The sequence below is a fragment of the Amygdalobacter nucleatus genome (assembly GCF_029167365.1).
Lineage (GTDB): Bacteria > Bacillota > Clostridia > Saccharofermentanales > Fastidiosipilaceae > Amygdalobacter > Amygdalobacter nucleatus.
The window spans coordinates 581,306-596,604 of sequence record NZ_JARFNM010000001.1; the positions used below are offsets into that span (position 1 = coordinate 581,306).

A 15,299-nucleotide genomic window follows, 5' to 3' on the forward strand; every position below is an offset into this window, starting at 1 on the left:
GAGTGATTAAAATGGCAGTTGTACGCGTAAAAGAGAATGAAACACTCGAAAGTGCATTACGTCGTTTTAAACGTTCTTGCGCTCGCTCAGGCATTCTAGCTGAAGTACGTAAACGTGAACATTACGAGAAACCAAGTGTTCGCCGTAAGAAAAAACAAGAAGCAGCTCGTAAGCGCAAGCACTAAGTATTGTTGAGCATTCACTTGATGGTGGGTGCTCACTTTTCAATTAGCAGACGGAAACGTATCGAAGTGGTCATAACGGGCCTGACTCGAAATCAGGTAGTCCTCATTCGGGGCTCGAGGGTTCGAATCCCTCCGTTTCCGTTTTTTGTTTAATCAATTTTTAAAGAAATTTTCGCTTATATAACTTAATAAATCTACTTATTTTTAGCAAAATCTTGCAAAATGTAGCCTAAATCAATTTAATTTTAGTTCGTTTTATTTTAGATGATATAATTAAAGTATCATTACAGTATTAGGACAACGATATAAAAAGCGCATAGATTGCGTGACATAGATTAGCTGGTTAGGAGTTATGGTGAATTACTAATCAGACATAAGATAAGAGGTGAAGGATACATGAAAGCGAGAGTTCATTCTTTTGAGAGTTTCGGTACCGTTGATGGACCGGGTATACGCTTTGTCATCTTTATGCAGGGCTGTCCTTTGCGTTGTTTATACTGTCATAATCCTGATACGTGGACATTGAATGCAGGTACAGAGTATGATGTCGAAGAACTTGTACAAAAAGTGCTTAAGTACCGTAATTACATTAAAAGTGGTGGCGTGACAGTTAGTGGTGGCGAGCCATTATTGCAAATTGATTTTTTGATTGAGTTTTACAAACGGATGAAAGAAGAAGGAATTCATACTTGCTGTGATACTTCAGGCTATGTTTTCACGCCTAGAGCAACAGCAAAGTTTGATGAACTGATTAAGTATTGCGATTTGTTTTTACTTGATATTAAGCAGATTGATCCAGCTAAACACAAAGTTTTAACTGGTGTTAAATCTGATAATATCCTTAAGTTTGCACGCTATTTGAGTGATCATAATAAAACAATGTGGATTAGACATGTTTTAGTACCTGGTTATACAGATCAAAGAGAAGATTGGATTAAACTTAGACAATTTATTGATACGTTGAAGACAGTTGAGAAGGTCGAAATTCTGCCTTATCACACAATGGGTGTTAATAAGTATAAAATGATGAACATGAGCTATCCTTTGGAGGGGGTAGAACCGCCTAAGAAGGATGTCATAGAAATGGCACGTGCAGTTGTAGAAAGAGGAGAGTATGACAAAATCAGTTGAAATTGATAATGAGAACTTTCAAGAAGTTGTAGCAAACGGTACTCACTTGATTGAGTTGGGCGGTGATGGTTGTTCCGGGTGCATAGCTTTAAAGCCTATTGTTATGGATTTATTACCTAAATATCCTGATGTTATCTATCATAATGTTGTTGTTACACACCGGACATCTGAAATTTGCCATCGCTATGAGATAGATAGAATACCAGCCTTGCTCGTAATTCATAATGGTGTTTTAGTAGCTTCAGTTAAGGGCTTCCAACCTGCTGAAATCTTAGATTTGTGGCTTGAAGATGTTATCTCTAAATTGAAGTAAGCGTGAAAAAACTATAAAGCGTTAACTTAAATGCACAATATGTAGAAATATAGTAAAAAACACGCTTAAGGCTTGAAAAAAAGTAAGCTTATGTGCGAAAATAACTAAAAGTTGTGATGTGTCACAAAAAAACTTGGGCAAAGGTTACATTGTAATTGCCGTCATATTTTGTTAGCGATTACCTTGTTATACTAAAACCATCAGGTTAACAAAGCAAAACAATAGCCTGTATGCAGGCATAGGAGGAAATATGGAAGCTTATAGAAGTTTCAAAAAAGGTCATTGGATGGACACGATTGATGTTCGTGACTTTATCCAACACAACTACACACCCTATGAAGGCGATGATTCATTCTTGGAAGGACCAACCGAGGCAACTAATCAACTCTGGTCACAAGTAATGGAATTAAACAAGCAAGAAGCTGCTAAAGGCGGTGTCCTTGACGCTGATACAAAGATTGTATCAACAATTACATCACATGGCCCTGGTTATCTTAACAAAGATTTAGAGAAGATCGTTGGCTTCCAAACTGATAAGCCTTTCAAGCGTTCATTACAACCATTCGGTGGTATTCGTATGGCTGAGAGTGCTTTATCTGCTTATGGCTACACAATTGACCCTGAAGTTGAAGAAATTTTCACTAAGTATCGTAAGACACACAACCAAGGCGTTTTCGATGCTTACACACCAGAAATGAAGGCTGCACGTCATTGCGGTATCATTACTGGTTTGCCAGATGCTTATGGCCGCGGCCGTATCATTGGTGACTATCGTCGAGTTGCTCTTTATGGTATTGATCGTTTGATCGAAGATAAGAAAGAACAATTACATATTCTTGAAGCTCCAACAATGACAGCCGATATTATCCGTGATCGTGAAGAGATCAGCGAGCAAATCCGTGCTTTGGATGAAATGGCCCAAATGGCAGCTACATACGGGTTTGATATTCGTCGCCCAGCTGAGACAGCTCAGGAAGCTATTCAATGGCTCTATTTCGCTTACTTATCAGCTGTTAAGGAGCAAAACGGTGCTGCAATGAGCTTAGGCCGTACATCTACATTCTTGGATATTTACATTCAACGTGACTTGGAAGAAGGCCGTATCACAGAGAAGGAAGCTCAGGAATTCATGGATCACTTCGTTATGAAGTTACGTCTTGTCAAGTTCATGCGTACACCTGAATACAATGATTTGTTCTCTGGCGATCCTACATGGGTTACAGAGTCAATCGGTGGTATGGGTATTGATGGCCGTACATTGGTTACAAAGAACTCATTCCGTGTTTTGCATACATTGTCTAACTTAGGACCAGCCCCAGAACCAAACTTGACAGTTCTTTGGTCCCCACGTTTGCCAATTGGTTTCCGTCGCTTCTGCGCAAAGACATCAATCAACACATCTTCTATCCAATATGAGAGTGATGAATTGATGCGTGCTGAGATGTTCGATGACTATGCAATCGCTTGCTGCGTCAGCTCAATGCGTGTTGGTAAAGAAATGCAATTCTTTGGTGCTCGTGCTAACTTGGCTAAGTGCCTACTCTATGCTATCAACGGTGGTATGGATGAAAAGAAGAAGATGCAAGTTGCTCCTAAGTTCGCTCCTATCACAAGCGAGTATCTCGATTATGATGAAGTTATGGAGAAGTACACTCAAATGATGGAGTGGTTAGCTGGCTTGTATGTGAATGCTTTAAACATCATCCACTACATGCATGATAAGTATTGCTACGAGCGTTCAGAGATGGCTTTGCATGACCGTGTTGTTAAACGTTATTTCGCTACTGGTATCGCTGGCTTGAGTGTTGTGGCTGATAGCTTGTCTGCAATTAAGTATGCTAAGGTAAAGCCAATTCGTGACGAAGATGGTGTTGCTGTTGACTTCGAAATTGAAGGCGACTTCCCTAAGTATGGTAACAACGATGACCGTGTTGACTTGATCGCCGCTCACTTGGTATCTACTTTCATGAATATGATTCGTAAGCATCATACATATCGTAACAGTATCCCAACTATGAGTATCTTAACCATTACATCTAACGTTGTTTATGGTAAGAAGACAGGTACAACACCTGATGGCCGTAGGGCTGGTCAACCATTTGCCCCAGGTGCTAACCCAATGCATGGCCGTGATAGTAACGGAGCTTTGGCTTCCTTGGAGAGTGTTGCTAAGTTACCTTACAGCGATTCTCGTGACGGTATTTCAAATACATTCTCACTTGTACCTAACTCATTAGGTAAAGAGGATTAATTAGTTAATAAGTTAACTTATTTAAGTTATAAATTATTGTTTGGAGGAGATAGACTATGGCTAAAAGAGAAGACAACCTAGTTGAATTAATTGATGGTTATATCATGGATGGCGGTCACCATTTGAATGTTAACGTTTTCAATCGCGATACATTGTTGGACGCTCAAGCACATCCAGAAAAGTACCCACAATTGACAATTCGTGTCAGTGGTTATGCTGTTAACTTTAATAAGTTGACAAAGGAACAACAAGATGAGGTTATTGCTCGTACAATGCATGAGCATATGTAATCTTATTACTTGTTTCAGAAAAGGCGTTGCACTAGCAACGCCTTTTTTGTATTATTAGCTTATAGCCTTAACTAGTGGAGGTATCGTATGAATAACCGTCCATCCTTAGCCCCTTACATGAACTATAAGAAACGCTTTGCGCTTGAATTGCACATTGCGCGCAGTCACAAGCATATGTCACAGCGAGTTTTAGCTATGGAAATAGGTACAACTCAGAGTGAGGTTTGCAACTGGGAGCGAGCTAATATTTTCCCTAATCTATTCACGATCTTAGCTTTACAGCGCATCCTGAATGCTGATTTTTTAACTAATATAGTTGCAGCATATGATCAAAAAATGGAAGAGGAAGAGAAAAATAAGGCTGAGCATGGCGTTAAACGTGATTTTGTCATATTGAAAAGGTGACGGCCTTTTGCTTTAATAGTTTTGACAGGCTCTATGATTGCTTTTGTGACATGTTTCATAGAAGCTTAGAGGCAAATTTGCGTGTGAATGCAAGAAATTTGACATTGTTTAGCCTAATAGGTATAATTTAACTTGCTGTTTTAACAGGCTGTATTTGAAGGAGAAAGACAATGGTCTATGTAATCGCAGTATTAGATGTAATTATCTGTGTCGCATTGGTGATATTGGTTATGATGCAAGAAGGCAATACGAATGGTCTTGGCGTTATCGATGGTGGCGCTGGCACATTCTTTGGCCATAACAAAGCACGCAGCGTGGATGCTTTACTGAAGAAGGTTACAACTATTCTTGTTTGTATTCTAGTTGTGTTGACTATCATCTTGAACTTCTATTTGAACTAATACAAACGTTTAGGGAGATTATTTAAGCAGTCGGTTATACGGCTGCTTTTTTCGTATATTATATTGTTGAGTGAATGGATGGGAGTTTAATATTTGTTAAAAGAAAGAATTGATTTTATTCGTGATTATATTGAAAAGCAACAGCACTTTTCAGCTAAATGCAAGGCGGAAACTGAGCGCTTCCAGCCTAAAATAGATGGCCGCAGTTTCTCTAAGCGCAGCCCAAGACGTGATTTAAGAAATTTACCGACATTGACAATTGACGGTGCTTCCGCAAAGGACTTAGATGATGCTATTTCTTTAACTTTAGATGAAGCTGGTTTGCGCCACCTTTATGTTCATATTGCAGATGTCAGCCATTATGTGCAGGCAGGCACTTCGTTGGATGAAGAAGCTTATGCACGCGGCAATAGCTTTTATCTGGGCGAAATTGTCTTGCCGATGCTACCGAAGATATTAGCTAACAATCTTTGTTCTTTACAAGCAGGTACCAATAAGCTAACTTTGACAGCTGAATTAGTTTACGATCAAGAAGCTACGCTTGTCAGAACTGATTTTTACGAATCTGTCATTAAGAGTGATTTACGGGCGACATATGAAGATATATACGCCTATTTTCAAAAAGGTGAATTAGATGATCCATTAACGTATGAACTTTTAACAGAGGCTGATTTAGCGAATATGCCAGCAGCTTATCGTAAGCTGGCAAAAGAAATATGTTTGGCCAAACAGCTGGCAGCTCAGCTCAGGGCTAAAAGGATTAAACATGGTTCGATCATGTTTGAAGTGCCAGAGCTAGAGTTTACATTTAATGCCGAGCATGAACCAATTAAGGCTGGATTACACGTTATTACATGGACAAACCAACTGATTGAAGAGTTCATGATTGCTGCGAACGAGGCAGTAGCTGCTTATGCGAAAGCTAACAATATAGATATTGTTTATCGTACACATGGGCAACCAGAAGCTGAGAAATTTGCAAACTTTTTACAGCTAGCTAAGGCCTTAGGCGCAATTATTCCACGCTCGTTTTATCGTGGCGTTAAAGCAATCAAGCCAGTTGATATTAATCATTTCTTAACTAGGAATCAGACTAACGCCGCTTTTAGCACATTGGAGACCATGCTTTTAAGAAGTCAAGCTAAAGCTTGTTATCTACCGCAAGCTAAGGGCCATTTTGGTCTAGCTTTGGCTGATTATTGCCATTTTACTTCTCCAATCAGACGTTATAGCGATTTACTGACACATCGGGCCTTAAAAAATTATTGGCATAGGAAGAGTAACAAGCACTTAGCTAAAAATCTAAGTAAACAGTGTGAACATATTTCTGAACAGGAACGTATGGCGCTTATGATGGAACGCGATGTAGATGACATTTTATCTGCTAAGTATATGCAGCAATTTATTGGAGAGCGTTACACTGCAACTGTGAGTGGAATTGTTGCACATGGTGTATTCTTGGACTTGCCTAATGCCATTGAGGGCTTTTTGCCTTTTAGAGATTTAGCCGACCATTTCATTTTTATGCCTGAAAAAATGCTGGCGTTAGGCTTGCGTACGCGTAAAACTTTACATTTAGGTGATAAAATCGAAGTGGAGTTAGCTAGAGTCGACCTTGAAACTTATTTGATTGATTTTGTAGCACTTGATCCTTATTTAGGCGTCAAGAAGTCTAGTTCTAGAGTCAAAAAATCTAGTGCAAAAGCGAAAAAATCACATAAGGCTAAGGGAAAAGCAGTCAAGGTTATTCAAGCAAAACCGCATGCTAAAAAGCACAAAGTCATTAGGAAGCAAAGAAAAAAGGCTGGGAGAATTAATGACAGACACAAACAATAAGCAAACAGAGCGCTTGATTTTCAAGCTGGTTACCTTAGGTTGTCGAGTTAATCGTTATGAGTCTGATGCTATTAGCCAAGGCCTACAAAGCTATGGCTGGGAAGATCACGATTTAATTGAAGATAATGAGAGCCTGCCAGATGTTTATGTAATTAACACTTGTGGTGTTACCAAGGAAGCTGCCAGAAAATCTAGGCAGATGGTGCATAAGTGCCTGAAAGCTAATCCTAAAGCCTATGTTGTAGCTGTCGGTTGTCAGATTGATCTTGCACATGATACTTTGGGTGCTCATTTGGGTATCAGCAACAATGACAAAGCCAAAGCGGCGCAGATTGTCTATACACAATACAAAGATTTCTTAGCCCAGAATGGGACAGAATATCCTAAACATTTGCTACCTAGACGCCAGGCCGCCTGCACCTTTTCTGATTTTGGTATTGTTAAACAGCAGAGTGAAACGAGAGCGTTTATTAAAATTCAGGACGGTTGTCAATTAAATTGCTCGTATTGTGCTATTCCGTTAGCACGCGGACCTGTGCGCAGTCGGCCATTAGACGTAATTGTGGATGAAGCTAAGGCTTTATTAGCAAATGGCTTTAAAGAAATAGTTCTAACTGGCATACACATATCATCCTATGGACTAGACTTAAGGAAGCAGGCCGAAAATGTTAGCTTGATCGATGTGATGAGAGCAATTGATAATTTGCCAAATATCGAACGTTTACGTCTAGGCTCTTTGGAACCTCGTTTAATTACGGCCAAATTTGTGGAACAGATTGCAACTTTGAAGCATTTGACGCCGCATTTCCATTTATCTTTGCAAAGTGGCTCAGATTCAGTTCTGAGAAGGATGCGTAGACGCTATACAACTAGAGAATATAGTAAGGCAATTGATTTATTAAAGAACTTATATCCAGAGTTGAATTTAACGACGGATATAATCGCTGGTTTCCCAGGCGAAAGCCTAGAAGAACATCAGGCAAGCATGCGTTATGTCGAAGAAAAAGGCTTTACCCATTTGCACGTTTTCCCTTTTAGTCAGAGAGAGGGAACTTTGGCCAATACTATGCCGAATCAACTGGATAACAGTTTGAAACGAGCTCGGACTAAGGAGTTCATTAAGTTGAACAATATGCTTTGGCGCAAGCGTGCGAATTTGGAGATTGGCCGTCAGCATGAAGTTTTGCTGGAGTCTAAAATTGCCAAAGAGGATGCTTTAACAGCTGAACAACAGAAATTCTTCGGCCTTGAGAATGTTTTTGCTGAAGTTAGCGGCTACACATATAACTATTTGCCAGTTCGTCTGTTCTTTACGGATGAGGAGCAATTTAGGCAATGTCATTGCAATGATTTGGTCAAAGTTGAGATTTTTAGTCATGATGGTGATGATTTGTTCGCTAAATTGCTTTAATTCTGTTATAATATAGTAATATTGTAATTTTGCTTTAACAAGGAGTGAATATGACAAATAATAATACTGCTCGTTTCGATTTGCGCCTGGACAAAAATAGCGAGGCTGAACAGATTATGCAAGAGGTGTTGTTAGCACTTGAGGAGAAGGGCTACAATCCAATTAATCAATTGGTCGGATATTTCTTGTCAGGAGATCCTACTTATATTACGAATCATCGAGGAGCTAGAGCTGTGATTCGCCGGATGGAGCGTGATGAACTCTTAGAGGTTATCATTCGCTTGTATTGTGAGCAGCTCAAGAACAAAAGATGAGTCGAGTATTAGGTATTGATTTTGGCTTGGCACGGATAGGCTTAGCTTTAAGTGATCCGCTTGGTATGTTCGCCCGTGGCTATAAGACTTTGCAGAATAAGCCGAATTTGCAGGCTGAGATTATGGCTGAGATTAAGGACGTGATAGCCAAGGAAGATGTGACGGAAATTGTCTTAGGTCTGCCTAAGCGCACAGATGGCAAAGCTTCAAATAGCGAAGCGTTAGCTAGAGAATTTGGAGCTATGTTGGAAGCTGTCTGCAATTTACCTATTCACTTCTTTGATGAGCGCTTTACAACTGTTATTGCGCATCAAATTTTGAATGCGAGTGCTAAGAAGCGTGACAGTCACGCTAAACGCAAGGTCGTAGATCAAGTAGCAGCTGAGATAATTTTGCAAAACTATTTGGATAGTCGGCGCTGATGAGGCGCCTTTTTTATTGGCGCATTTACATTGCTGCTTAGAAGTAGCATATTTATGAATTTACAGACAATTGATGAATTTTTCGAGAATTAATTACTACAGTAGAGAAGACTTATATAGTGATGTCTAACGGAAGTTAGTAAAATTAGTTGACTAATAGCAATTAAAGGTTTAAGGCATGCAGAAATTTATACAAATACGAGGTGCGAGAGAGCACAATCTAAAAAATGTCAATTTAGATTTACCACGTGAAAAATTAATCGTCCTAACTGGCTTGAGTGGATCTGGCAAATCATCATTAGCTTTCGATACGATTTTTGCTGAAGGTCAGAGACGCTACATTGAATCTTTGTCGACTTACGCTAGGATGTTCTTGGGCCAAAGTCACAAGCCAGATGTTGATGCTATTCATGGCTTAAGCCCAACTGTGGCAATCGATCAAAAAACAAATTCACATAACCCACGTTCAACAGTTGGAACAGTAACAGAAGTTTATGATTATTTACGTTTGTTGTACGCAAGAATTGGTAAGGCGCATTGCCCAAATTGTAAGCAACCAATTGAACATTTGGCCAAAGACCAGATTTTGAAGTCAATCTTAGATCTAGGTGAGGGCAGTCGACTCTTAATTTTAGCGCCTTTAGTTTTGCAAGCTAAGGGTGAATACAAGAAATTATTTAGCAATTTTCATGATCAAGGCTATGTTCGTTTCTTTGTGGATGGCGAAATTTATGATCTTGATGATGGTCCAATTAATTTAGACAAAAACAAGAAGCATGTGATTGCCTTAGTTGTCGATCGTATCGTTTTGCGTCTGAATGATTTGGAGCGCATAAGCGCAGCTGTTGAGTTAGCACTAGATTTAGGTAAAGGAATGCTCTTTGTCAAAAAAATTGAGCGTAATTCAGAAGCTATGGTGAATAAGCTGCCTGAGAAAGGCAAAAATAATGTGCTAAATTTGCCTGAACTGGGTACATTGTATTCTACGCTTAATTCTTGCCCCAAATGTCAAATTAGCATCGGTAATATCGATCGGCCACTTTTTTCTTTTAATAGTCCGATTGGCGCTTGCCCAGAATGTAAGGGATTAGGTTCCTTCAAAAGCGTTAATTTGCAAGCAGTCGTGCGTTATCCTGAGCGTTCGATTAAAGATGGCGCAATTCAAGCCCCAGGCTGGAATTATGGTAGCAATAATTATGCGACAACTTTATTTGATGCCATAGCTAAACATTATGCCATTGATTTACAACGCCCATGGTGTGATTTATCTAAGCAAGAACAGGCAATAATTCTTTATGGTAACAATGGCGAAAAAATTGACGTAGATCCAAGTAAGTTGCGCTTCAAGACAAGTCAGACCAAGCGCGCGTTCGAAGGCGTAATTCCGTCCTTAAATCGCCGCTATTTGGAAAATTTGACGAACCCTGATGCCTTAGCTATTTATGAGCAGGTGATGAGTGAAACAATCTGCCCAATTTGTCACGGCCAACGTTTGAACAAAACGGCCTTATCTGTTTATTTCCTTGGCAAAAACATCGCAGAATTATGCGCTATGCCGATCAATGAATTAGCTGATTTTTTGGAACAGGGCAAGACAACTTTAAGTAAGAATGAGTTGAAAATTGCCGATAAGTTGCTTGGAGCTATTTTGAATCGCCTAGGCTTCATGTTAGAAGTTGGCCTTTCGTATTTAACTTTAGCTCGTTCAGCTATGACTTTAAGCGGTGGTGAATCGCAACGTATTCGCTTAGCGACCCAAATTGGTGCTGGCTTAACCGGTGTAGTTTATATTTTGGATGAGCCGTCTATCGGTTTACATCAACGCGATAATAGCAAACTTTTGCAGAGCTTAAGGCGTCTACAGGAACTTGGTAATACCGTTATCATCGTGGAACATGATGAAGAAACGATGCTGTCAGCTGATTATTTGGTTGACTTAGGTCCAGGTGCAGGCAAAAATGGTGGCGAAATTATAGCTTGTGGTACGCCAAAAGAAGTTATGGCTAACCCTAATTCATTGACAGCAGCTTATCTATCAGGCCGAAAGTATATTCCTTATAAAGCTGAAAAACGGGCTGGTAATGGCAAGTCCGTTTGCTTGGAGGGCGCAAGCTGCCACAACTTGCAGAACGTGACAGTTGATTTCCCGCTTGGCAAATTTATTGCCGTAACTGGCGTTTCTGGCTCTGGCAAATCTAGTTTGATTAATAGCACTTTATTACCAGCTTTACAGGCCAAACTCAATAAGTCCGATATTTTGCCAGCTAATTTGCAAACGATTAAGGGCTTTGAGCATATTGATAAGGTTATTAATATTGATCAATCACCTATCGGCCGCACACCTAGAAGTAATCCGGCTACTTATACAGGTGTTTTTGATTTGATTCGTGAATTATTTGCTATGATGCCATTAGCCAAAGCTAGAGGCTATAAGCCAGGCCGCTTCAGCTTTAATGTCCCAGGTGGCCGTTGTGAAGCTTGCAAAGGCGATGGCGTTAAGTGTATTTCGATGAATTTTTTGCCAGATGTCTATGTGAATTGCGACGTCTGCCAGGGCAAGCGTTATCAAGCAGATACTTTGGAAGTTAAGGTTAATGAGAAAAATATTTATGAAGTTTTAGAGATGGACATTGCCACAGCCTATGACTTTTTCCAAGCTTATCCTAAAATTGAACGCAAATTGAAAACTTTGCTTGATGTTGGCTTGGGTTATCTCAGTTTGGGCCATAATTCAACCCTTTTGTCAGGTGGTGAAGCACAACGCATCAAATTAGCCAGCGAATTAGCTAGACAGGCAACAGGTTCAACGTTCTATATTTTGGACGAGCCAACGACTGGTTTACATATCGATGATGTAGCGAGATTGATTGCAATTTTGCAAAAGTTAGTCGATCAGGGTAATACAGTTTTAGTGATTGAACATAATTTGGACGTGATAAAAGTGGCTGACTATATCATCGATTTAGGCCCAGAAGGTGGTAAAAATGGTGGAACTGTCATAGCAACTGGTACACCTAACGACTTGATGAAGACAGAAAAATCATTTACAGGTCAGTATTTGAAAAAACTTGATTTAAGGCCTTAGTTATTTCATTGCTGCGAAGAGCGTGTTAAACTAACAGTTAAATTTATTTTTGCTGAGAAAAGAGGAGAAGATGAATCCGCTAAACGGCTTAGGAAAAATTGAAGCTTGTGATAATTGCCATGAATATGTCGCTGTTATGCACATATTTAAGGGTAATAAGAATATGAAGCTGTGTATAAGCTGCGCTTATAAATTGGGTTTAGCTCAAGAAAATAGCGATATTGCCAAAGCCTTTGCTGCGATGGGCATTACGCAAGAGAATGCTGATATGTTCAATACCAGGATAGAAGATGTCCAAGATATGTTCCCAGATGGCGATATTTCAAGTGCTGTCCAAGAAACTTTTGGTACGACAAATGGCGCTGAAATTCAGAATATGTTAGGCGAATTGCAGAAAAATCTACTTAACAAGGCTGACAAAGACGAACAGACAGCAGATGATGCTTACGATGAAACTAGCGATGGCATGAATGAATCGAACTCACTTTTTGCGAATTTTCCGCTTTTTAAGCAGGATAAAAAGCCAAAGGGAGAGAATAAAGATAAGAGCAATCTTAAATTTTTGAGTAAATATGCGCTCAATTTGAATGAGCAGGCCAGACAAGGCAAGATTGATGCAATGATTGGTCGTAAAGAAGAATTGAGTCGTTTGATTCAGATTCTAAATCGGCGCAACAAAAACAATCCTGTCTTGTTGGGTGAACCTGGTGTTGGTAAAACAGCATTAGCTGAGGGATTGGCGACAGCCATTGTAAATGGTGAAGTGCCAGGTAAGTTGGCTGACTTTGAGGTTTATTTACTAGATATGACGGCTTTGGTAGCCGGGACACAATTTCGTGGCCAATTTGAAAACCGCTTAAAAGGTGTTGTGGATGAAGTTAAGCGCTTAGGTAATGTAATTTTGGTTATAGATGAATTACATAACATAATGGGCGCTGGCAATTCAGAAGGGGCAATGAATGCAGCTAATATCTTGAAACCAGCTTTGGCAAGAGGCGAAATTAGAATTATCGGCTCAACTACTTTAGCTGAATATAGAAAGTCAATTGAAAAGGACACAGCTTTAGAACGCCGTTTCCAGCCAATCATCGTGAATGAACCTAATCGCGAAGATACTCTAGCTATGCTTTATAGCAAGCGTGCCTATTTGGAAGATTATCACTATGTAACTTATTCTGATGAAATATTAACAGCCACGTTTGATTTAGCTGACCGTTATATTACCAATCGTTTCTTCCCAGATAAAGCGATTGATATTCTTGATGAAGCTGGCTCACAGGCCAATTTGAACAACAAAGATTTGAATATTTATCAAAAGGTGTTCAAAGCCTGTATTGAACTGAAGAAACAGATAAGTCAGACAGAAGAACTCGTAGATAAAGCCCGTGAGTCAGGTAAAGTTAATATCACGGAACAAGCTGATTCAAAACAGGGTAAATCAGCTGAACTTGATATTAACAAGTTATATGCAACTTTAGCTCAACTTAAAGCTGAATTAGCTCAACAAGAAGAGGTCAAGACAGCAGCTGAACAAAAGATGACGAGAACAAAGATTAAGTTCAGCGATATTGCAGCTGTTATTGAGAAATGGACGCATATTCCAGTTAAAGAAATCAGTCAAAGTGAATCAGAGCGCTTGTTGGCACTTAAAGAACGCTTAAGTTCTAAAGTTATTGGCCAACCTGAGGCAATTAATGCTTTAGCTCAAGCTATCAAGCGTAAACGCCTAGGCTTAGGCAAACCTGGCAAACCAAGCTCCTTTATCTTTGTTGGCCCAACTGGTGTAGGTAAAACAGAGTTAGTCAAAACTTTAGCAGAGGCAATGTTTGGGCGCAAAGATGCCTATATTCGCCTTGATATGTCTGAATACATGGAGAGTCATACGGTATCTAAGTTAATCGGTTCGCCACCAGGTTATGTTGGTTATGAAGATGCCGGCCAATTAACTGAGAAAGTTAGACGTAACCCATATAGCGTTATTCTGTTGGATGAAATAGAAAAAGCGCATCAAGATGTGTTTAATATACTCTTGCAAATTTTGGATGATGGTCGCCTAACTGACAGTCAGGGCCGCTTGGTCAATTTCAGTAATACCATTATTGTTATGACAAGTAACGCTGGTACAAGCTTGAAGCAAGCTTCAATTGGCTTTACGCCTGATGCATATACTTCTATGGAGCAAAAGGTGCAAGAAGCTTTGCGGCAAGTGTTTAAGCCAGAATTCTTGAACCGTGTGGATGAGATCATTGTCTTCCGCCAGCTTAAGCTGCCACAAATTAGAGAGATCATTGATTTGATGCTGAATGAGCTTAATGAATGCCTTGCTAAACGGCAGATCAATCTGACAATTAGCAAGGCTGCCAAAAACTTATTGTCACTTGTCGGTTATGATGAACAGTATGGCGCTCGCCCATTACGGCGAACAATAACTCGCTATATTGAAAATAAAATAGCTGATTTGTACTTGCTAAACAAGTTAGATCATGTGCATGAACTGTTTATCTCATTGCCAGAAGAACGAGAAGCAGTATGTAGTGATTGTGCAAATCTACAAAATTACTCTAAACAAGAATTAGCAATATGGGCAGCTGAAATTGTCTTTTCGGCTGATGGAAAGCAATTATAAACAGATTTAAGAGCGGTCGGATTTGCTAGCAAATTCGGCTGCTTTTTGTTGCTCTGATTTGAAAACACTATGCAAATAGTGCTCAAAATTATGAAACGTAAGGCAACAAATTGCATTAATAAAATGAAATAATTATGAACTAAACGACCTGATATGTGCATATTGCCCCAAAAATAGGGCTGAACTTGTCTGCTTTATCAATTTGCACTATTTTTTTGAAAATTGCTTGCAATTCGTTGCAGTCGCAACGTTATTAGCTTATAATATGGCCGTTTCATAAATTTATTTAGTTGCCTTGCTCATGGTAACGAGGCAATAGAAAGGTCTTTTATTATGAAGAAGAGTTTAGCATTAGCATTGTCTTTAGTATTGACAGCAGGTTTATTGGGCGCTTGCACAAGCGACAAGAAAGCTAAGGAAACAAAGAGTTCAGTTGCTGCTACAACTGTAGCTGCTGACAAGAAGGCTGAAGAGAGCAAAAAAGTAGAAGTTAGCGCTGCTCCAAGCAAGGAAGAAGCTAAAAAGTCCAAGGAAGAACAAAAGGAAAGCAAGGAGAGCAAGGCTGAAGCTACAAAGACAGCTGAGTCTGTCAAAGAGACTAAATCAGCAAAATAAATTTTTATAGGGGT

General features: G+C 39.6%; 14 protein-coding genes and 1 tRNA gene. All 15 read left to right on the plus strand.

The window, feature by feature from the left end; translation table 11 throughout:
* The first annotated feature begins 11 nt into the window (after positions 1-11).
* The gene (rpsU, locus tag PYS62_RS02595) at positions 12-185 is read left to right on the plus strand and encodes a 30S ribosomal protein S21 (RefSeq protein WP_066713789.1); all 174 of its coding nucleotides are present in this window, start codon (positions 12-14) and stop codon (positions 183-185) included.
* A gap of 52 nt (positions 186-237) precedes the next feature.
* Positions 238-326 (plus strand) — tRNA-Ser (locus PYS62_RS02600).
* Positions 327-581: 255 nt separating this feature from the next.
* Positions 582-1,316: a pyruvate formate-lyase-activating protein gene (gene pflA, locus PYS62_RS02605; RefSeq protein WP_066713785.1), complete on the plus strand. Its 735-nt coding sequence runs from the start codon at positions 582-584 to the stop codon at positions 1,314-1,316.
* Positions 1,300-1,629, plus strand: coding sequence for a thioredoxin family protein (locus PYS62_RS02610; RefSeq protein WP_066713782.1), 330 nt, complete (start codon positions 1,300-1,302; stop codon positions 1,627-1,629). Before pflA ends, PYS62_RS02610 begins: the two co-directional genes overlap by 17 nt.
* Positions 1,630-1,879: 250 nt before the next feature.
* A complete protein-coding gene (pflB, locus tag PYS62_RS02615; RefSeq protein ID WP_082714303.1) occupies positions 1,880-3,880 on the plus strand; it encodes a formate C-acetyltransferase in 2,001 nt (666 codons plus the stop codon).
* A gap of 56 nt (positions 3,881-3,936) precedes the next feature.
* Positions 3,937-4,170 (plus strand): glycine radical domain-containing protein, encoded by a 234-nt coding sequence (locus PYS62_RS02620; RefSeq protein WP_066713779.1) that lies wholly within the window; start codon positions 3,937-3,939, stop codon positions 4,168-4,170.
* Between the two features lie 87 nt (positions 4,171-4,257).
* Positions 4,258-4,575 carry a helix-turn-helix domain-containing protein gene (locus tag PYS62_RS02625; RefSeq protein ID WP_066713776.1) on the plus strand — a complete coding sequence of 106 codons (318 nt, stop codon included), beginning with the start codon at positions 4,258-4,260 and terminating at the stop codon, positions 4,573-4,575.
* Between the two features lie 170 nt (positions 4,576-4,745).
* The gene (gene secG, locus PYS62_RS02630; RefSeq protein ID WP_066713773.1) at positions 4,746-4,976 is read left to right on the plus strand and encodes a preprotein translocase subunit SecG; all 231 of its coding nucleotides are present in this window, start codon (positions 4,746-4,748) and stop codon (positions 4,974-4,976) included.
* A 93-nt stretch (positions 4,977-5,069) separates the two neighbouring features.
* Complete coding sequence (locus tag PYS62_RS02635) at positions 5,070-6,812, plus strand: ribonuclease R family protein (protein WP_066713770.1); 1,743 nt, start codon at positions 5,070-5,072, stop codon at positions 6,810-6,812.
* Positions 6,793-8,223, plus strand: coding sequence for a tRNA (N(6)-L-threonylcarbamoyladenosine(37)-C(2))-methylthiotransferase MtaB (mtaB, locus tag PYS62_RS02640; protein ID WP_066713765.1), 1,431 nt, complete (start codon positions 6,793-6,795; stop codon positions 8,221-8,223). Before PYS62_RS02635 ends, mtaB begins: the two co-directional genes overlap by 20 nt.
* Before the next feature lie 50 nt (positions 8,224-8,273).
* Positions 8,274-8,537, plus strand: coding sequence for an IreB family regulatory phosphoprotein (locus PYS62_RS02645; RefSeq protein ID WP_066713760.1), 264 nt, complete (start codon positions 8,274-8,276; stop codon positions 8,535-8,537).
* On the plus strand, positions 8,534-8,959 hold the full coding sequence (gene ruvX / locus PYS62_RS02650; RefSeq protein ID WP_066713758.1) for a Holliday junction resolvase RuvX: 426 nt from the start codon (positions 8,534-8,536) through the stop codon (positions 8,957-8,959). The genes PYS62_RS02645 and ruvX overlap by 4 nt, the downstream gene beginning before the upstream one ends.
* 178 nt (positions 8,960-9,137) lie before the next feature.
* Positions 9,138-12,044, plus strand: a complete 2,907-nt coding sequence (uvrA, locus tag PYS62_RS02655; RefSeq protein WP_066713755.1) for an excinuclease ABC subunit UvrA — start codon at positions 9,138-9,140, stop codon at positions 12,042-12,044.
* Positions 12,045-12,114: 70 nt separating this feature from the next.
* A complete protein-coding gene (locus PYS62_RS02660; protein ID WP_315572769.1) occupies positions 12,115-14,670 on the plus strand; it encodes an ATP-dependent Clp protease ATP-binding subunit in 2,556 nt (851 codons plus the stop codon).
* 333 nt (positions 14,671-15,003) lie between these two features.
* Entirely contained in the window at positions 15,004-15,285 is a 282-nt protein-coding gene (locus tag PYS62_RS02665; RefSeq protein ID WP_066713751.1) for a hypothetical protein, read from the plus strand.
* Positions 15,286-15,299: the final 14 nt, after the last annotated feature.